The 19117-nt window shown below is 52.4% G+C and carries 13 protein-coding genes; all 13 read right to left on the bottom strand.

Annotated features, from left to right (window positions below; genetic code table 11):
* Window positions 1-2: 2 nt before the first annotated feature.
* The 13 genes from BUC02_RS04155 to BUC02_RS04095 all read right to left on the bottom strand — a co-directional run bounded on the left by BUC02_RS04155 (window position 3) and on the right by BUC02_RS04095 (window position 18851).
* Window positions 3-2729 carry a helicase C-terminal domain-containing protein gene (locus tag BUC02_RS04155; RefSeq protein WP_073319125.1) on the bottom strand — a complete coding sequence of 909 codons (2727 nt, stop codon included), beginning with the start codon at window positions 2727-2729 and terminating at the stop codon, window positions 3-5.
* 33 nt (window positions 2730-2762) lie between these two features.
* The gene (locus BUC02_RS04150; protein WP_083564385.1) at window positions 2763-4544 is read right to left on the bottom strand and encodes an Ig-like domain-containing domain; all 1782 of its coding nucleotides are present in this window, start codon (window positions 4542-4544) and stop codon (window positions 2763-2765) included.
* Window positions 4544-5947, bottom strand: a complete 1404-nt coding sequence (lepB, locus tag BUC02_RS04145) for a signal peptidase I (RefSeq protein WP_073319122.1) — start codon at window positions 5945-5947, stop codon at window positions 4544-4546. The genes BUC02_RS04150 and lepB overlap by 1 nt, the downstream gene beginning before the upstream one ends.
* A 52-nt stretch (window positions 5948-5999) precedes the next feature.
* Complete coding sequence (locus BUC02_RS04140) at window positions 6000-6767, bottom strand: LytR/AlgR family response regulator transcription factor (protein ID WP_073319119.1); 768 nt, start codon at window positions 6765-6767, stop codon at window positions 6000-6002.
* Between the two features lies 1 nt (window position 6768).
* A complete protein-coding gene (locus BUC02_RS04135) occupies window positions 6769-7293 on the bottom strand; it encodes a copper resistance protein NlpE N-terminal domain-containing protein (RefSeq protein WP_249268960.1) in 525 nt (174 codons plus the stop codon).
* A 46-nt stretch (window positions 7294-7339) separates the two neighbouring features.
* A complete protein-coding gene (locus BUC02_RS04130; RefSeq protein WP_139261015.1) occupies window positions 7340-8248 on the bottom strand; it encodes a formylglycine-generating enzyme family protein in 909 nt (302 codons plus the stop codon).
* 24 nt (window positions 8249-8272) lie between these two features.
* Window positions 8273-11653 (bottom strand): FG-GAP-like repeat-containing protein, encoded by a 3381-nt coding sequence (locus BUC02_RS04125; RefSeq protein ID WP_073319781.1) that lies wholly within the window; start codon window positions 11651-11653, stop codon window positions 8273-8275.
* A 39-nt stretch (window positions 11654-11692) separates the two neighbouring features.
* Window positions 11693-13153 carry an FISUMP domain-containing protein gene (locus BUC02_RS04120; protein ID WP_083564384.1) on the bottom strand — a complete coding sequence of 487 codons (1461 nt, stop codon included), beginning with the start codon at window positions 13151-13153 and terminating at the stop codon, window positions 11693-11695.
* Window positions 13154-13180: 27 nt separating this feature from the next.
* Window positions 13181-13957, bottom strand: coding sequence for a hypothetical protein (locus BUC02_RS04115; protein WP_139261014.1), 777 nt, complete (start codon window positions 13955-13957; stop codon window positions 13181-13183).
* A gap of 124 nt (window positions 13958-14081) precedes the next feature.
* Window positions 14082-15914, bottom strand: coding sequence for a tetratricopeptide repeat protein (locus BUC02_RS04110; protein WP_217653067.1), 1833 nt, complete (start codon window positions 15912-15914; stop codon window positions 14082-14084).
* A gap of 103 nt (window positions 15915-16017) precedes the next feature.
* Window positions 16018-16791 (bottom strand): PASTA domain-containing protein, encoded by a 774-nt coding sequence (locus BUC02_RS04105; protein WP_073319107.1) that lies wholly within the window; start codon window positions 16789-16791, stop codon window positions 16018-16020.
* Between the two features lie 39 nt (window positions 16792-16830).
* The gene (locus BUC02_RS04100; RefSeq protein ID WP_073319104.1) at window positions 16831-17541 is read right to left on the bottom strand and encodes a Crp/Fnr family transcriptional regulator; all 711 of its coding nucleotides are present in this window, start codon (window positions 17539-17541) and stop codon (window positions 16831-16833) included.
* Between the two features lie 26 nt (window positions 17542-17567).
* A complete protein-coding gene (locus tag BUC02_RS04095) occupies window positions 17568-18851 on the bottom strand; it encodes an adenylosuccinate synthase (RefSeq protein ID WP_073319101.1) in 1284 nt (427 codons plus the stop codon).
* Between the last annotated feature and the right edge of the window lie 266 nt (window positions 18852-19117).

The raw sequence follows: 19117 nt of genomic DNA, 5'->3' as shown, positions 1-19117 counted from the left end.
AACTACTTCAATGCCGCTTTGATGTCGTCGACGGAGCCGACGACTTTTTGCTTGTTGTTCCAGATGCGCATGAAAGTCTTGCCATAGTGTTCGACCACCACGCGGTTATCGAGAATAAGCACTTTGCCGGAATCTTCTTCGGAGCGGATTAGGCGGCCAAGGCCCTGGCGGAGTTCCATGAACGCTTCGGGGACAAAGAATTCCTTGAAAGCATTCTTGCCTTCGGACTTCATCTTGTTGGTGATGCCGGCGACCAGCGGATCCATCGGATTCGGGAACGGGAGTTTCGGAATGACAAGCAGCTTAAGGGCATCGCCCGGGAAATCTACGCCTTCCCACAGGCTCTGGCAGCCGAGCAGGCATGCGCCGCGAGACTTGCGGAACATCGCCACAAGGCCATCCAGGGCGCCGTCTACATGCTGGCACAAGAGCAGTTTGCCCTTTTCGGCAAAGAGCGGAGCCAAGGCCGCTTGCGCCTTCATCATGGCAGATACGCTGGTAAAGAGGACCATCGTATTTTCTTCGACTTCGGGCAGAATATGCGCAAGCGTATCGTTCACGGCGTCGTTGTATTCCGGAACCGAGGGCTTGGGCAAGAATTTTGCGACAATCACCGAGCGGTTTTCGGCGTTCTTTGCAGATTCGTTATACACGCGCAAGAACGGGGACTTCTTTCCGCCCGGAGCGTCCATGCCCATTCTCTGCACAAAATAAGTCAAGTCTCCCTGAACAGAAAGCGTTGCCGAGGTAAACGTAGCGGACTTGATCCACGGATAGAATTTTTCTTTCCAGGTGGCGCTCGCATCGAGCGGGCTTGCATGCAGCTTGATGGTGTGCGGGTTGAAAGGTTCTTCCATGTAGAAGGCCCAATCTTCGCGGCCCGCCTTGGTAATGAATTCAAAGTCCTGCAAGAAGCGAGAAAGTTCGGTCATGCGGCCGCTCACGTCGCTTAACAAGCCCGAAATAGCCTGCTGTGCACGCACCGAGGCGGCCAAGGTATCGGCAAGCTTGATTGCATTGAGGCCCTGTTCAATGAAGGCGCTCGGGTCGGCTTCGTATTCGGCCAGAATGCCCGAAGTGTAGGTGAAGCCGTTGCGGGAATTTTTCTGCTTTGCGAGTTTCTTGCCAATCTTCATGAAGAAACGGTGCAGGGCCTTTTCGGTTTCAGAAAGCGATTCCGCAAGGTTGACACAGAGCGCACGGATTTCTGTTTCTTCGACAGGAATACGGTTTTCGATTTCGGCCAACAGACCATCCCGATTTTCGTTTTCACGCCCCTTCGACGGAACAAGTGTCTTGATGATGTTTCTGAGCGCAAAGAATGAAATGGTCCGGCCGAATGCCTGGCGGCTCACTTGCGGGAGTCTATGCGCTTCGTCAAACACGATGTGTTCATAAAGCGGGAGCAGGGCGAAATCGAGGCCCATGTCGGCAAGGAACAGCGAATGGTTCACCAGCACCAGGTTGGAATTCATGGCGCGGCGCTTGGCGGCGAGGGCCGGGCACTTATTGTAATGCGGACACTTTTCGCCGAGGCAAGACTTTGCAGAGCTTGCAAGTTTGGACCACAGCACGCGATTGCGGCCCTGGCTAAAGGAATTGCATTCGTTCACGTCGCCCGTTTCGGTGGTAAACACCCACGGTACAATCGCCATAAAGGAGTCGCGTTCATCGCTTAGCAAAAGACTTTGCGGTGCATTCAGAATTTCTTCAAACTTGCGAAGACACAGGTAGTTTTCGCGACCCTTGAGTACGGCGGCCTTCAACTTACCATCAAATAGACTTGCAACCGTAGGAATATCTTTATTCCAAAGCTGTTCCTGCAGCGCCCGGGTCGCGGTGCTTATCACCACGCGCTCGCCCGACACTGCCTTGCAGGCGGCAGATACCAGATAGGCAAGCGACTTGCCCGAACCGGTCGGAGCTTCAAGTACGCAGAGGCCGCCCTTGTGCATGTTGCGTTCCACCACCGAGGCGAAATCCTGCTGATTGTGGCGGACCTGGAAATTTTCCACCTTCATCGAAAGAAGACCGTCTTCTTTAAAGAATTCACTGACGCGCGGGGCACGTTCCTTGGCCGGCGCATCTTCAAGCGGGACATCCGGTAGCCTGTACTGCGGAAATTCGCAAGCCCCGTCCGATTCGTTCCAGACCAGCGACCAGTCCGAACCCCTGGCCACCTTCGAAAGGGCATTCACAAGCCACGGGTCCGCACTTGCAATCTTTTCAAGCGCCATCACAAAGAGCTCGCCACACGCAATGGCATCCGGCAAGGCGCGGTGCGCGCGGCTCCGCTCGATACCCAGTTCCTGCACCAAGGTATCTAGGCGGTGATTCGGCACATTCTGGTAGGCAATGCGCGAAACCGTGAGCGAATCCCAAACCGGGTGATTGTCGAACGAAATGCCCACCTTGGCAAAAGTCTGTTTCAGGAACTTGGAATCGAACATTGCATTGTGTGCGACAATCGGCAAGTCCCCAATGAACGAATAAATCTTCTGGGCGACAGCCGCAAAGGGTTCCGCATTTTCAAGATCGGAGTTGCTAATGCCCGTCAGGCTTTCGATAAAAGGGCGGAGTGTCACACTCGTCGGCTTGACCAAATAATCGACCGATTCGCCTTCTACTCCGTTTTCAAAGCGCACCAGCGCCACCTCGATGATTTCGTCTTTTTCAAAATCGAGGCCCGTCGTTTCCAGGTCAATTGCAACGAATGATTTCATTTCCATTTGAATCCTCTTAAAAACTTTTTGCCGTCATCGCTAAAGCGCGGGTACCACTTCCGTCAAGCTGTCCAACAGGTTTTCGCCGTTCTTGACTTTGAGCGTATCGTTAATGGCTCGCCACGGAGAACCATAACGCAGCGGGTTCACCGAGCCGCCATCCGGCAACATCTTGCCTTCTTCGGGCAAATAATAATCCATCAGGTAAGCGCCTTCAACCAGATCGCCAAAACTGAAGCTTCCGTCGGCCTTGCAGTTTTCGAAATAGTAGTTCTTGGTTTCTGCCGAAAGCAAGCGCACAACCGTCTTCGTAGAGCCACCCGGAATCTTACCGTTCAACTTGGCAAGTTTAAGTTTGCTCACCGTCTCGAACTTTTGCAGGCGCTGGTACTTGAGTTCTATAACCGTATCGCGCTTTCCGTTGCTGTCGGCCGCGGCAAGTGTCGTATCCATATAGCCCATCAAGAAATTCACCGAGACGTCAGTGCCCCACGGCGCGGGCTTTTCAACCGCAAAGCGCACCGGGTCCATCTGCTTCACCTGAACTTGAGTCGTGTCCTTGTTGATTGCGATGTAGAATGTCTGCTCCAGCGAATCGAGCTTGGGCTTGTCGAAGTACACCACCAGCGAATCATCCGGGAACAGGGTCTTCGCCTTGGAATTCGTCCTCACGCCGGCCACCTTTGGCGGAAGCGTATCGCCTTCCATCTTTTTCCATTCCCACTCCACTTCGTTGCGGAGCGTATCGAGCGTACGGAACAGCGAATCCTTCGCCGCCGAGCAAATGAACTTGTAAAGCACTTCCTTTTTCGGCGCCGGATCAAAATAGAACTGCGGGCGATTGGTGCTTGCGCCCAAATAAACCAGTTTCGGATAGAGTTTCTTACTTTCCGGAGATTCCAGGTAACAATTCGACGTATCAGCAAAGGCGGAATCAAAGTACACGTTGCGCGTAAAGGTCGCCTCGAGCACGTTGGCGTAAGGCTGCGTCACAGAAGAAAGTTCGAGCTTGGTCGTGTCCATGTCGGCAATGGCAAGCCATAACGTATCCTTTGTCTCGGCGGTCAACTCCAAGTCACCCGTCCAAAGGCCCACCTGTTCTGTCGAAAGTTCGATTTTTTGGTTGCCGTTGCCATCCATAAAGGCGACAACGCGGTAATGGCCCGCCTTAAGCCCGGTAAGCGTAAAGTGGCCGGCGCTGTCCGCACGCGTCAGGTACAGCGGCGGTTCCTTCAACAGCATCGGTTCCTTGCTCAGTTCCTTCGTTGTCGTATCGCGGTACTTGTCCAGGTAATGCTTGGATTCTCGTTCCTCGCCCATCAAGAACAAACCGATACTCGGGTATTCCTTTTTGCGTGCCATCGCCTGGTCCACAAGCACGCGGCCCGAAAGCGTGAGCGAATCGATTATCGAACCCGTCGAGAACACCACATGGAACGGCTTTGACAAGGCGTTGCCATGCAAGTCCTTGATGCCGCCCGCAAAAGTCACGGTGTAAGTCGTTCCGGTATCGAGTACCGCACGCGATGTGAGCACAAGCGTCTTGCCACTCACCTCAAAGCGCAACTTCTTGTCAATCGGAGGTGAAATAGAGACTGCGCTACGCGGAACCGAAGCGTTAATCCATTCGTCAAATTCGAGCTTGATCATGAGCTCGTTAGGGTGATTCGTCGTATTCGGGGCCGGATAAACGCCCGCAATGCGCGGAGGCAGTTTATCTTCGGGGCCGCCACTAGGCGCCACCTGCGTTGCACACGACAAGAATACCGTCGTACACAAAGCAGCAAAAGCAGTGCCATATTTTTTCAACAACGAACGCATCAGTCAATCATCTGGATAATCTTGCCAAGACGGCCCCAACGGATTCTAAACGGCAGGCGCCACCAGGTAAACGGATTCTTCAAGGCGAAAGCTTCGTCGTCGTTTTCGAACGAGAAGTAAATCACGAACGCCTTGGCGCGAATATTCCTGAGCGACACAAAGCCCCAGTAGCGGCTATCGGCAGAATTGTCGCGGTTGTCGCCCATCATAAAGAACTGCGGAGTCTTGACCACATAAGTATCAATTGGCTTGCCGCCCACGAGCAACCTGCGGCGGATTTCAAACTTCGACTTTGCCGGAGCATCAAGAGTATCGCCTGCCACACCCTCTACGGTCGAGCCGCCATCTTGCGGGGCATCGACTTCTACAAGTTCCACGGTTCCTGCGTTATCTTCTTCGGCCTGGTTCAGCAAAGCCACGTTACCTTCAAGGTCACGCAAGAGCGAGCCTTCAAACGCCATGTAGCTTACCGGGCGCGTGAATCCGCCTTGAATGTTCGGATCGATCATGGGCAAATACGTCATGCGCGAAAGTTCCTTGAAGTAGGCAAAGGACATCACGCCCGAAATCGTATCGCCCTGCGTAAGGCGTTGCTGCAGCACTGTACGGTTTCTGCGGAACAGTTCGTTCAGCGCAAGGCCACGATCGTTTTCCACCGGAATCTTGAATTCCTCGAAATCGTAATTATTGATTTCAACAGAATCCTTCCACAGCGAAATATCGAGTTCCACCGTTTCATCGGGGTTTTCTTGCGCCACCAGGGAACGCAGCCACCACAATTTTTCAAGCGGCATCGATTCAATCGTAAACGTATCGCCCACCGACGGCACTACGAATTCATCGCGTTCATCGCGCGGAGAGAACGTACGGGCAGAAGCCGTGTACTTGCCGCGACCGGGCAGAGATTCCTGCATTTTGCCGTTCACGAAAAGGCGACCCTTGTGGACAGCGACCGTATCACCGCTCACCGCCACGCAACGCTTGATGTAGTCCTTCGGACCGTCAGCGTAGTGGATTAAGTGCGGCTGGCCAGCCTTCGGTTCGTGATCCCAGTAGAAGTTTCCGAACATGAGCGCGTTAAACAAGTGCGTATAACGTTCTGGATTGCCATCAGGATATTCCGGCTCGCCCGGATAGCGGAAAATCACCACGTCGCCCTTGGCCGGATAAGCATACCCCGGGAATTTCTGGTTGCTGAACGGAATCGGCGAACCGTAAGTGAACTTGAGGCCCAGCAAAAAGTCACCCGTATGCAAGGTATCTTCCATAGACCCGCTCGGGATCTGGAAAGCCTGAATCACATACTGGATTACAACCAAGGCAAGCGCCACCGGGACGATGATTTCCCGAAGCAGGCCTTTCACAAACTTTTTCCACGAAAACGGCTGTTTATCTTTTTCCATAAAATTCAACGTTAAAGAATGACAAGTGCAATTTAGAAAAACGCGAATGACTCTACAGTGTTCTAATCTTCTTGACCAAGGAGCGGCTCACCACCAACTGGGTTGCCGCCTTGTCGCGGAGCACCATCACCATGCGGCCCGCATCACCCTTGCGGCATTCGGCAATGTAGTCGATCGCCACGATATGGGAACGGTGGACTCGGGTAAAATGTTTCGGGTCCAGTTTCTTTTCCAGTTCCACCAGCGGGGTATCAATCACGTACTGACCGTTCACGGTGTAAACTGTCGTGTACTTTTCTTCGCTATGGAAACGGATCACCTCGTCAATATTCACAAATACAATGCGGTCGCCCACTTTCACCTGCAAGCGCTGCAGGTAGAGTCCGCTCATGTCCACCAGGTTACGCAGCTTTTCCCAGTTCAAGTCGGACGGGATTGTCGTGTCGTCCACTTGCGGAATCACCTTGCGGAGTTTTTCAATCGCAGAGGCCAAACGTTCCGGAGCCACCGGCTTCAAAAGGTAATCCACCGTATTTTCTTCGAACGCCTTGAGCGCGAAATTGTCAAACGCCGTCGTGAATATCACGAGCGGGACGTCGTCCCCTTGCAAAGAATGCAACACTTCAAACGCATCCATGTCAGGCATCTGGATATCCAAAAACACCACGTCAGGCATCATCTCGTGAATCATCTTGACGGCCTGCGCACCGGAGCCCGCCTCCCCCAAGATTTCAATCTCGGAGGCATAAGGTTCCAAAAGCGAAATCATGCGCTTGCGGGCAAGCGGTTCGTCGTCAATGACTAGTGCAGTACACTGCATATTACTCCTTAGGCTGTTCTTCCTTCTTGACTGAATCAGCAGCGGCAGAATCTGTTTTCTTCGTAAGCGTCTTCGGCGCTACCTTGAAAATGCGAATCAGTTCGGCCTTCATTCCGTCTTCATCTTCATAAACCGTGCCTGCGGCCGTCATATATTGCAAATTGCCGAACTTGGCACGCTTAAAGTTCCAATGGCCTTTATCGCCAGCGAGCGTCACCTTGATTGTACTGTCGGTAATTGAATAAGTTCCCTTCAGGGAGTCCGTTTCCATCGTATCCTTCAAAACCAGCTGGATTGCTTCGACAGAGCTATCCTCACCAAGAGTCATACGCACCATACGGCTGGTGCAATCGTCACACGGCAAGCGGCCAGAATAAAGTCCCGGTACATCCTTCGGGATTTCAATCGGAGGCAAATCCGGCAGGGGCGCGGACTTTTCTTCTTCGCAAGCCATCAGGGCAAAGACAGCAAGCAACGGCATAGCCATTCTTGCGACAGGGAGAACCATGTTTTTCAATATCGTCATGGTTCATAATTTAGCAATAAAAGTTTCAAACAAGCTTTTATAGGGCCTAAAATCCGGCGGAATAAACAACCCTGAAGCCAATAGTCTGGCTACGGTGTGAGGGGACTTTCTTTTCGCGTTCAGCAGAGGCAAGTGCCGGAGCCTTGTCTGACCAGCCTCCGCCGCGAATTCCTTTGTACTTACCCTCTTCCGGGCCAGTGTAATTTTCTTGCGAAACCGTCGGATACGAACCATACCAGTCGTTCACCCATTCGGCGACATTGCCCGCCATATCATAAAGACCGAGCGCATTCGGGATAAAGCCGGCAACCGCCACAGGGCCCTTATCTTGTGCGTAATACGCATATTTCGAGGCAACATCGGTATCCCAGTAGTAAGTGGTCAAGGTACCTGCACGGGCCGCAATTTCCCATTCCATTTCAGTCGGGAGGCGTACTGCCACCACAGCGTAATTCACAGACAAATTAATCAATTCGCCACCATCGTTGACCGAATCATAAACGTAGGCCGTATCTAGCCCCGACTTTTTAGAAAGCGCATTGCAAAAGAGGGCCGCATCATACCAACTCACATTAAAAATCGGATAATCGTCACCCAAGGCATCATCTTCAGGCACGCTTTCCATTACAGTTCGGTACAAGCCTTGACTGACCTCGGTTTTCCCGATTGCAAATGCGTCCACACTGTATTCAACCGTCCCGCGAGAAAAAGCAACAGCGGGAACACTTACCATCTCGACAAGATCATGAATCGAGTATTCCGAAGGTCCCGAATCCGTCGAAGAACTGGAAGTTTCCTTGTCGTCGGAACCCTTATCCGTACTTGCATTGCCCCCTCGATGAGATGTCGGTGATGTATCGGCAGAATCCCCGTTCGCCGTGCAAGCTCCGAATGTGAACATGGCCGCAAGCAAAGCCATAAACAAGGCAGAAGAAAGTGCAGACTTATTCATCATTCCCCATCTCACATTTTCAAGCGTTTACTTCACCACGCCCACGCGGTAGAGCTTCTGCTTGGTCTTGCCGCTTTCAAACTTCACCTTGAGGCGTGCAGTGTAAACGTCAGAACCCAAATCCTTCAAGTCAAGGTTTTCAAACTGGTTTCGGCCCTGTTTTACGCCAATTACCTTTTTCTTGAATACACAAAGGCCTGTAATGTCGTAAAGTTCAAGGGTCGCATTCTGCGCCGCAGCGCCGACTTCAAAACGAGCCTTCGCCACGCCTCCACGGACCGGGTTCGGGAACATGAAGAATTCCGTAATTTCATCTTTTGCGGTCACCTTCTTTACGTCGGCAAGCTTGGAGGCATCAAAGTAACCCGCGCGTTCGTTACCGCCGGCCGGGAGCGTCCATGCCGCCTCCGATTCTGCCGCGGCGCTAGAAGCCTTGCGCAGGCGGAATGCAGTCACGTTATTGCGGTGCAATGCATAAAGTTCCGGGCCCGCAGACTTCTTGTCAGAAACCGCATTCGCCACAAAGATACTCATGGGCTGAATCACGCTCGTAGAATCCATATCTTCGTAACTGCCCGCCGCAATGGGGAAGCCGTCCTTGCTAGTAAGCATCTTTCCCTTGCCGGTCACCGCGTAAACCAGGCCATTGTTACTCGGCACCAGAATTTCAGGCACGTCATCGCCATTGACGTCTACGAGAATCGGGTCGCTAAAGAATCCGTAAACCGGAGCGCCGCGGCTAATCTTCACCGGGAATCCGGCAATGGGGAGTCCCGAACGGTCAAGCGCATAAACCATGTTATCGCCCAGGAACACGACTTCAGGGTAGCCGTCATTGTTGATATCGCCGATGGCGATGCCGGAGGTTTCATCCTTCAGGCCACTTGTGCCTGCAGCACCGCGCTTGTAAAATTTATTCCACTTGCCCTTCGCAATTGCCGTACCGCGACTACCGACAGCGACCACATCCTCTTTACCGTCACGGTCTAAATCTGTACATGCAATGCGATACTTTTCATCAGCACGGCCATTCAGTTTCAACTCGGCGCCATTCAAGAAAACAGAATTCACCGAAGCCACATAATAAGCGATTGCAGGCTTTCCATCAGCCGTTCCGCAATAAGCCATATCTGTCATATCAGAATAGTCGCCGTTAGAACCTTCATTACGCGGGGCAATCTTGCCTTCATTCACATTGTAGGCAAAGAGGCCTTTTTTGGTCGTAAAGTAAACGTCGCCATCAACAATCATCGGCCCCGCCACCGCAGAATCAACGCTAACCGGTTCCTGCGTCGGCAAACCGCCCACAAAGCGGGTCCTTACCAGCTTGTTTGCATGCAGGCTATAAACGTCCTTGCCGTCGCTTGCCATGCCCACCAGCGGACCGTAGCTTGCGCCCACGCGGTACAGCGGGACTTCGCTTTCCGCCTTATCGCGGTTCAACGTATTCCGCTTGATGACCGTATCTGCCGCGAACAAGGTGTCACCCAAAGCGTCAAACACCTGGAGCGTACCATCCATGGCGCCCACAACCAAGAGCTTTTCGCCATCCTTTTCAGGATTGTCCACAAACACAGCTCCACGCACGGCAGAGGCAAGGCCAATGTTGCGCGGGAATGCAGCACCGTCGATGCTTCCGTCGTCAATACTGATGGTCACACTGATCTTCTGCGCACCAAAATTCACCACGCTATCGCCCATGAACGAATTCGCGGTCTTTTCGGTACGGGCGCCCTTCGGGACATTCACCGCAATCTTGATTCCGGTATAGCCACCTTGGGTCGTCATGGTGTTTGCATAACCGGTAGAACCAATCGTCTTGACCGTATCGAACTTTTGCTTGGAATCCTTAGCGGGCTTGCGCAGGTGCGGCAACAAGTCTGTACCCGAACCGTAGTCGTAAGTATCTTCGCCCAGCGCATTCTTGAACGTCTTACCGATGCTCAAGATTCCGTCGGCTTCGACCATCGCAATACCGAACTGGTGATCGCGCAAAGTATCGCCACCCCAGAAGTTTGCAATGCCGTATTCCAGCGTCTGTCGCAAGTACCAGTCATTCACGCGCCAGACCACAATGCCGCTCGCCGGGATACCTGCATCGTAGCTGCTGATGTCGACAATAACTCCCTTCGCTTTTTTCTTGTTGACCTTGCACTTTTTCGCGCAATCTACGCTATCCTCAAAAACCAGGTGCAAGCTGTCTACAGGCACAGTCTTGATTGTGGTATCGGAACTTTCGCCAGCACCGCTTAGCGACACGCTGACATCGCCCTCTTTATTCCAGCTGCGCTGGCGGTTTTCAATCAGCAGGTATTCACTTGCAGAAAGCGGGACTTTCACAATCTCGGTTCCCTTGCCGGTACCCGCCGCCGAAATTTCAACCGTCACGGGCTTGCCGGCCACCGGGCGGACTTCTTTTACCGGAGTCCAGCCCATGTAGGCGCGCTCCCATGCAGCAGGCAGCGAAGGCAAGAACCCGTTGCCCGCATTGTAGCCCGCAAAGTCCATCACGTCGTAATAACCCAGGCGGCTAATGCCCTTCACCACATCGTATGTATTCGGGAGCCCGAGTTCGCGCGCGATCTGGTTCACAATGATTCCGTTCACGCCCCAGTTCAGGCCGTCCTGCGACGCGGTTTCGCTCGTGACCATAATCGATTTCAGCGTATCGATGGCGGAGCCCTTCAAAATCAAGCCCTCGGCCACCAGCGAATCCTTGCCGTTCGCCTTCTTGCCCTCCTTGCGGAAGGCCGCATTCTTGATTGAATCCGGCAAGTACTGCCAGGCGGACTTGTCAATGTATACATCCATAAAGTCGCCCGGCGTATCGGCGCCGCGCGTCCCCATGCTACCGCCGTCAACCAGCCGGCTTGCGCCCGCATGAATGATCATGTAGGCACGTTTGGTATTCGGGTTTTCCGAAAGCGGTTCGTTAAACGGAGAATCACCCGATTCGTGCGCCGCCATCACGGCATCATAAATAAACTGCAAGTAGTCGCGACTGCGGGCATCGTCGAATTCCGCCGTCTTTTCGCCTTTCATCTTGCTCGTGCGGTTATAGTCGATAATCTGCTTTTTCAGCTTGTAGGCACTCGATTCCTTCGGGTAAACATGCGCATCAATTACTACGTTGCCATTACTCGCCTTGTTAAAATAGGCGTTGGCAAACTCAAAATGTTTTCTCCAGTAAGGCGTGCTGTTTCGCACCCCCTGCGGGTCCAGGCTATAGGCGTCTTTTTTCGCCTTGTCAGAATCAAAAAGCCCCGTTCCGGTTGTCAGGCTATTATCTGTTTTTTCTTCGGCAAATTCTACGCGAATGGCAAAAATCTGTAGCGTATCCGCAGCAAAAGACGTCGCTAAAGCGAATAGCCCAAAAACCAATGCAAAAATCTTAGCATTTAACTTCATAACCATAATTTACAAAATAGACGAAAACCTAGACGCGACTCATTCTAGATTTTTGACACAACGGACTGGATTCGCCGAATTTTTCAGTCCGGAAGACATTGACAAACGCGTCGAATACGCATCAAAGTAGGCGATTTCCGCCATTTCATTTTCAAACGCGAGTCCGGCATACATATCCTCTCTAAACGACCAAAAACCGGTATAATATTTATTGGCTTGAAAACTATACTGGTAGGTAGAAACCGGCAATATCGAGAATCCGTACTCATCCGTACCGTTTCCGCGTCCGTCCCACCCCTTGTTCGATTTAAGGAGCGTCCCCGCCACGGACACCCCTCCTATCTCTCGGGCGAGATATTCCCATTCATACCTATCGGGCAAATGCCACCCTTCGGGGCATACCCCACGCACCACAGAACTCAGATATATCTTTTCGGAACAATAAACGTCATAACCGCAGCCTTTACCCATTTCACTAAACATGGCTACGCTATCCATCGCGGCACTCCACAGATACAGGCGCCCATACACGTCACAACTGTCAGTCTCGTTAAAAGGACAAAAACTCGACGAATCCAGTTCAGCCGTTTTCTGCGTATAACGGTAATTCAAGTTTTCAGCCATCCAGGTAAAGCCAACTATCGTCACCGTCTTATAGACATGTCCATCGCGGGAATCTGTCATTGTCCCCATTTCAAATTCAACGGATTTGCGGCGCGCATTATCCTTATAATCAAAAGACGGTTCCATGGAATCGGGCATAAACCCTTCGGAATCCATAACGCAGCGAACAGAAGCTGCACCTTGGTCGTCACCGCATTCATAATCCCCGACGTCAAAATCATCTCCAATAATGACTTTCGTCCCGCACCGATCCGCCTGCGAAGACGCCCAGAAATATCCAGCATCCCGATCATCCACATAGTTGGCATCCCAGCTTTTATATCCCCCGGCACGAGCTCCAAAGCCATAAGTATCAAGTCCCCCTTTAGGGCAAGCGTCATCAAAATCGCACCATTCTTCACTCTGCGATTTTAATTTATGCACAATATCCGTTCCAACAAAGGCAAAAAGAGTATCCCATTCCGCAAGCGATGGCAAATGCCACCCTTCAGGGCACACGCCACGCATTACTGGAGCCAAGTCGCAGGAATCTTTTTCGGCACAGTCAGGCCTACCTACGGCAACATACCACGGATACAGTTTTCCATACGTATCGCAATATTCAAACTTGTCATCAAAGCAAAAAGAATCACCCGCTTCCAGCCTTAAATTTTCCGCCATCCAAGTCTGGCTGCCTATCATCACCGTCCTGTATGATTTCCCATCGCGACGGTCAACCAAGTTCCCGTAGGCAACCGACAGATTCCATTTCATAGGATTCTTCTCGGTGACTTCCGATTCATCATCTTGCTTAGCAGAAGTTGTATTTGAGCCATCGCCACTACACGCAGCCAGTACAAGGCCCAACATCACGATCGTGTAAAACAGTTTTCTCATTGTTCCTCCCCCTTGGAAGAATCAAGGCTATTCCCCGACGCGCTTGAAGCTCTTGGGAATGTTCAAACGCCAAGTTCCAGAACTGAACGACTTGTTGCGAGTCACCTTCTTGATTTTTATTTCAAGGAATTTCTCGCCGTCTAATTCAAATATAATATTTGACGGAGTTTCTACGCCCTCGAATTGCTTGAAATCATTAAAATGAATCGTTTCGGTCTTGCCGCCGCGGCCCATGCGCGAAAGCCAGGCGACATGTTCGCCCTCTTTTGCAAAACGGAAAAAGCGCCCCGTCTTTTCGCGGGCATAAATCGCGCCTTCTACACGCGTCGAATCTTCGGGCGGAGCCACTTCTTCGTAGACTTCAGGCAACAGGCGGCCATCAAAAATGTCGGCCACCTGGTGAATATGCACCATCGGGAGACCGTCGTTATTCAAGAGTCCCACCATATAGCCCACACCCTTCATGTAAAGTTTTTCAGTCGGGAAAGTCATCTGCCAGCCTTCTTCTTGCCACAGGAGCGAGGCCACGCCAATACCCAGCGGGCCCGTAAGTTCCATGCGGTAACGCTTGCCCGGCACCGAGAACAAGACCGCATCAAACTCCTGGGTTTTCAATTCCTGTGTCGCAGAATCCTGCTGATATATCGTGAGCAAGAACTTGGCGCGCAGACTATCGCGCGGAGCTTCGACAGTCGCATTGCTATCGGCCGCAGCAGTCGGTTCTATCACAGGCTTTTTACCCGCGCATCCGGCAAGAATGCACAACGCAAGTAGAATGACAGATATAGAACAAAAAAACTTCAACAAAAGATCCTTCGATTTGATCAATTTGACACTTGTGACATGCAATGTGTAATGTGTGATTTATCATCTCACATTTCTCATTTCACATCTCACATTAGCCTCAGTTTACTTCCTACCGTCTTGCCTACTTCTTAAAAAACTTTTTCACGGCAGGGTGATGCGGCTGCAGCTTTTTCAGTTTCTTGTAAGCGGCCTTGGTTTCAGTCTTCATGCCAAGCGCTTCGTAAATGGCCGCCATGTGTTCCCAGTAAACATAGTCGTCATCAAAATGCGGGCTCTTGATGAGTTTCATCACCGTGAGCGCATCTTCGAATTTTCCCTTGCGGTAAAATCCCCAGGCTCTCGAATCAAGGTACGCTTCCGAGGGTTCGCCGCCCTGTTCCATCAAGAGGGCTTTGTCAACCATGGCAATTCCCTTGTCCAATTCTTCGGGGCTGCGGTTCAAGTCAATCAGCGTGTAGCCATAGTAATTCAAGACTTCGGCGCGGTCAATCGAAGTTTTTTCAAAGCGAAGTACGTACTCGAATATGGCAAACGCTTCATCGTAGCGTTCCAGGCGTTCCAGGTTCATGGCGCGCAGCACACGGGTCTGCAAGTCCGAAGAATCCTTCGAGGCAAGATCTTTGTAGAATTCGTCGGCACGTTCACGCAAAGCCTTCGACTTCTTGATTCTTGCCGGATCCCCGATATCCTTCTGCCAGATTTCCTGGGCTTCGGCACTCAAAAGGCGGGCATACACGTTGCGGAACTGACGCCTGTTACGTTCGACATCCATCTTCATGCGCATCATCGAGGCAGAATCAGCGATTCCTTCCATCGGAGTCCACTTGTCCCACACGGCAATCACCGAGTCGAGCATCTTGTAAGCCTTGGGGTACATGCCGGCCGAGCCGTAAGTCAACGCGAGCGAGGCCTTGTCGCCACCCATGGCGGCAGAGTCCGCCTTTTCGGCGTAGCGCACGGCATCCTTAATCTTCTTTTCTTTAAAGGCAATGGCCGAAAGCGTGTGGTAGGCGCCCGTCACATAAATGCGCTGGTCAGCAATATTCTCTGCGGCATATTTCAAGTGCACCTTGGCGCTGTCATAGTCACCGTACACGTTTTCGTACTGGCCCAAGAAATTTGCAAGGAGCGGAGTACGCACTTGGTCCACCGAATACTTTTTCTTGAGCAAGGCGTAGGCAGAATCGCGCTTGTTGCTTTCGGCAAGCGAACTCATCAAAAGAACGACCATCGATTCATCATCTTCCGTCGATTCCGTTAGCGTATCTACAATCGCCTGAGCCTCTTTCATGCGTTTCTGGAACACAAGCCCTTGCACCATCTGCAAAAGCATCTTCTTGTCGCCAGTCGCCTCGTGGCCCTTTTCAAAGAGTTCCACGACAGCAGAATCCTTGCCCAAGTCAAGTAAAAGCTTTAGCTGGCGCTGGAACAGCGACGGCATGTAATTCACTTGCGGCAAAAGCAAGTCATAAATGCGAACCAATTCCTTGGCGTCTTGAATCGCTTCCAGGAACAGGCTGTAATCGTACAAGAGCGTCATGTCCTGGTAACGCGAAGAATCGAGCGCCGCATTAAAATACTTGCGGGCCGAATCGGCGCGGCCGTCTTTCACGTACAAATGGGCAAGAATTCCCAGCTGCGAAGCCGTTGTTCGACCCTTTAAAGTCTGTGCGTGCTGGGCCTGCACCAAGGCGGCGGAATCCGCTCCGCGAGCCATCATGATTTCAGCAAGCTTGAACGCCAAAAAGCGGTTCTTGGTATCCGATTCTGCAGCATGCTGCCAGAACACATTTGCCAAGGCCTTTTCGCCGCGGAGTTCCATTTCCTGGGCGCGAATGAACGATTCATGCGCCGCATCTACATTCAGCGCATAAGCCTGTTCTTCTGCAAATTTGATTGAATCGATTTTTGCATTGACAGCAGCCGCAATAGCCGCAGAATCAGCAGCGGTCAAGGCACTCCCTTTTTTTGACGAAGCGCACGCCCCGAGCGAAAGCGACATCGCAAAGAGAGTCGCTATAAAAGAAAGTGAAAGTAGCAATGCCCTCATGAGCCTTTTAGTCCGCAATCACGAAGTTAATCTTGGTGTCGGGCGGCAAATAATCGCCATGCTTCGGCGAAGTCTCGATCACCGTACCAGGCGCACGGCCTTCTTCGTCTTTCTTGCGCTTGATTTTTCCGACTTTAAAGCCGAGAGTTTCAAGTTTAATATAAACGTTATCAATCTGCTCGCCGCTAAAGTCCGGCAGAACTGTTTTACCCTGGGTAGCGCCAGCCGAAATCACGACCTTCACCGTGTCGCCAATGCGGACCTTTTCGCCGGCCACAGGAATCGTGCGAATCACGACACCGCGGGGAATGCTCTGGTGAGCGCCCTTCACGATAGCGCCTTGCACAAGGCCAGCGCGAGCAAGCGAGATAGAAGCCTGTTTCTGGCTCTTGCCGCGCAGATCAGGAATTTCCACTTCGCGAAGTCCCAAGCTCCTGGTAAGTTTGACCGTGCGGCCAAGCTTTGCTGTACGGCCAGCGGCAGGCATCTGCACAAGGACCATGCCGGCCGGAATCTGCGCGCTGTAGCGGCCTTCTTCAAGCCATTCGTACTTGAATCCGGCATTTTCCAAAGCCTTCTGGGCGGCATCTTCGCTCATGCCTTCCAAATTCGGGACTTCGCCTGTAGAGGCAAAATGGCCCGAAAAAATCGGCATGACAAGTTTGTCCACAAAGAACGCCAACAGGACCAGTAATACAATCCAGACGCAAAGAGCCTTCACTACAGGCGCCTTTTTGGCCCAGGACAAAACTTTATTCAAAACAGACTTTACTTTATCCATAACTAATTCTGAATTCCGAAATCCGAACTCCGAATTCACCTACCCTTTAGTAGCTTTCTCCTGCAAAGCGGTTTCATCGAAAATGACAATGTCTTTTCCGGTCATGGCGATGGCGTTTGCCTTTACAAGCATCGAGCAAATGCGACTCACCGTTTCGCGAGTGGTACCCGACATGTCTGCCAACTGCTGCTGAGTCGGGCGGTTGTGAATCACCGTCACCATCTGGCCGTTGTCCGTATGAATACGCATGCCGCGTTCTTCCATGAGGTTCAGGAGAGTACCTGCCACGCGGCCACTTACGGACATAGTCGACAGGGAACCGATTTGCTTGTTCGCCTTACGCAGTCTCTTGCTCATTTCGGACAAAAGAGACATCGCAATTTCAGGAGTCTGGCGAATCAGCGTCAAGAACGGTTCGCGGTGAATGATCATCAGCTGCGCATCGGTGACGGTGCGCACCGAGGCAGACCTCGGTTCGCCGTCGATGAGCGACATTTCACCAAAGAAGTCACCGCGTTCCAAGAAACTGAGGATCGTTTCGCGCCCATCGACGCCGGTCATATAGACCTGCACCGTCCCCGATGCAATCAGGTACAGCGCCTTCATCGAACAGTCGCCTTCGAGCACCACCGTTTCGTCGCGGTTGAAGTCCTGGACAACAACCAAATTGGCAAGCAAGCCAAGTTGTTCTTCCGTCAATTCTGAGAAAAGGTCAACCCCTTTCAAGAGTCCACATACATTGCTGTCCATTTCTTCTTTCTCCTTCGGTTAGATTCCTAGTCCAAATCTACAATGATGCTCTGGTCGCGCTTTGCGCCGATGGAGATCATGCCGATTTTCACGCCCACCAGTTCCGCCATGCGGTTCAGGTACTTGCGGGCGTTTTCGGGCAGGTCTTCCAGCTTGCGGCACTTGGTGGTGTCGCACTTCCAGCCGGGCATTTCTTCGTAGACCGGCACGCAGCGGCCCACCTTCGAAAGCTGGTTCGGGAAGTTCTCGATCTTTTCGCCGTCGCATTCGTAGTGGGTGCAAATCTTGATGGTGTCGAAGGTGTCCAGCACGTCGAGCTTGGTGATGGCGAGGTGAGTGAGGCCGTTCACCACGGCAGCCTTGCGGACGACCGGGGCGTCGAACCAACCGCAGCGGCGGTTGCGGCCCGTGGTGGCGCCGTATTCGTTACCGATCTTGCGGAGGGTGTCGCCGGTTTCGTCCAGAAGTTCTGTCGGGAAGGGGCCGTTACCCACGCGGGTGGTGTAGGCCTTGACCACGCCTACCACCTGGTCAATGGCGGTGGGGCCGATGCCCGCGCCGCAGCTGGCGTAGCCGGCCACGGTGTTGCTGGAGGTCACGAAGGGGTAGGTTCCCTGGTCCACGTCGAGGATGGTGCCCTGGGCACCTTCGAACACCAGGCGCTTGCCGGCCTTCACGGCGGCGTAGAGCATGGCGCTCACGTCGCGCACGAAGGGCTTGATCTTCTGGCCCAGTTCCAGGTAGTCCTTGATGACCTGTTCGGGGTCGATTTCGGGCACGTCGTACATCACCTTGAATTCTTCGTTGTGGACCTTGGCCATCGCTTCGACACGGGGGCGCAGTTCGCGTTCGTCCATGAGGTCGCCTACGCGGACTCCAATACGGTTCACCTTGTCGCTGTAGCAGGGGCCGATGCCACGGCCCGTAGTACCGATAGCACCCTTGCCAGCCTTCTTTTCCTTGGCCTTGTCGAGGGTAGAGTGGTACGGGAGCACCACGTGTGCGTTGTCGGCAATGAACAAACGGCCTTCCGGGTTAATTCCCTTGGTATGCAAGTCGGCGATTTCGGCGAGCGTCTGCACCGGGTCAAGCACCACGCCGTTACCGATCACACAAATCTTGTCATCATGCATAATGCCCGAGGGAATCAGGTGGAACACAAACTTCTTGTCACCCACCTCTACGGTATGGCCAGCGTTTGCGCCACCCTGGAAACGCACGATGTAGTCTGCGTCCAGAGTCAGAAAATCAACAACCTTGGCCTTGCCTTCGTCACCCCACTGGGAACCGATTACAACACGATTTGCCATATATCCTTCGTTTTTCTTTCTAGTTAAACACGAAAATAAGCTACCCAGAGGATTTCCCTGAGCCCTTTTTCGCCATAAAGATAAAAAATCGCCATGTTTTTAGGACGCCGTTGTCTAGGTAAATGCCCCAAAAAAGAAAAAAATGGCATTGTTGGTGCGTATCAGCCCTTAATCACTGCACTCGGACGCAGCGTATTCGGAACAGACGACATCGGCGAGAAGCGTATCATCCGTCCGTCGCATGCATTCGTCATACATCGAGCTCT

The sequence above is a fragment of the Fibrobacter sp. UWOV1 genome, assembly GCF_900142495.1.
Lineage (GTDB): Bacteria > Fibrobacterota > Fibrobacteria > Fibrobacterales > Fibrobacteraceae > Fibrobacter.
The sequence above is the reverse complement of the archived record's forward strand: the minus strand, read 5'-3'. Positions and strand labels throughout refer to the sequence as shown.

What these genes read in the sequence shown, in the direction of transcription:
- BUC02_RS04120 (WP_083564384.1), bottom strand. Translation starts at nt 13,153, where the DNA reads ATGAGAAAACTGTTTTACACGATCGTGATGTTGGGCCTTGTACTGGCT.
- BUC02_RS04150 (WP_083564385.1), bottom strand. Translation starts at nt 4,544, where the DNA reads ATGCGTTCGTTGTTGAAAAAATATGGCACTGCTTTTGCTGCTTTGTGT.
- lepB (WP_073319122.1), bottom strand. Translation starts at nt 5,947, where the DNA reads ATGGAAAAAGATAAACAGCCGTTTTCGTGGAAAAAGTTTGTGAAAGGC.
- BUC02_RS04095 (WP_073319101.1), bottom strand. Translation starts at nt 18,851, where the DNA reads ATGGCAAATCGTGTTGTAATCGGTTCCCAGTGGGGTGACGAAGGCAAG.
- BUC02_RS04135 (WP_249268960.1), bottom strand. Translation starts at nt 7,293, where the DNA reads ATGACGATATTGAAAAACATGGTTCTCCCTGTCGCAAGAATGGCTATG.
- BUC02_RS04130 (WP_139261015.1), bottom strand. Translation starts at nt 8,248, where the DNA reads ATGATGAATAAGTCTGCACTTTCTTCTGCCTTGTTTATGGCTTTGCTT.
- BUC02_RS04100 (WP_073319104.1), bottom strand. Translation starts at nt 17,541, where the DNA reads ATGGACAGCAATGTATGTGGACTCTTGAAAGGGGTTGACCTTTTCTCA.
- BUC02_RS04105 (WP_073319107.1), bottom strand. Translation starts at nt 16,791, where the DNA reads ATGGATAAAGTAAAGTCTGTTTTGAATAAAGTTTTGTCCTGGGCCAAA.
- BUC02_RS04125 (WP_073319781.1), bottom strand. Translation starts at nt 11,653, where the DNA reads ATGAAGTTAAATGCTAAGATTTTTGCATTGGTTTTTGGGCTATTCGCT.
- BUC02_RS04140 (WP_073319119.1), bottom strand. Translation starts at nt 6,767, where the DNA reads ATGCAGTGTACTGCACTAGTCATTGACGACGAACCGCTTGCCCGCAAG.
- BUC02_RS04155 (WP_073319125.1), bottom strand. Translation starts at nt 2,729, where the DNA reads ATGGAAATGAAATCATTCGTTGCAATTGACCTGGAAACGACGGGCCTC.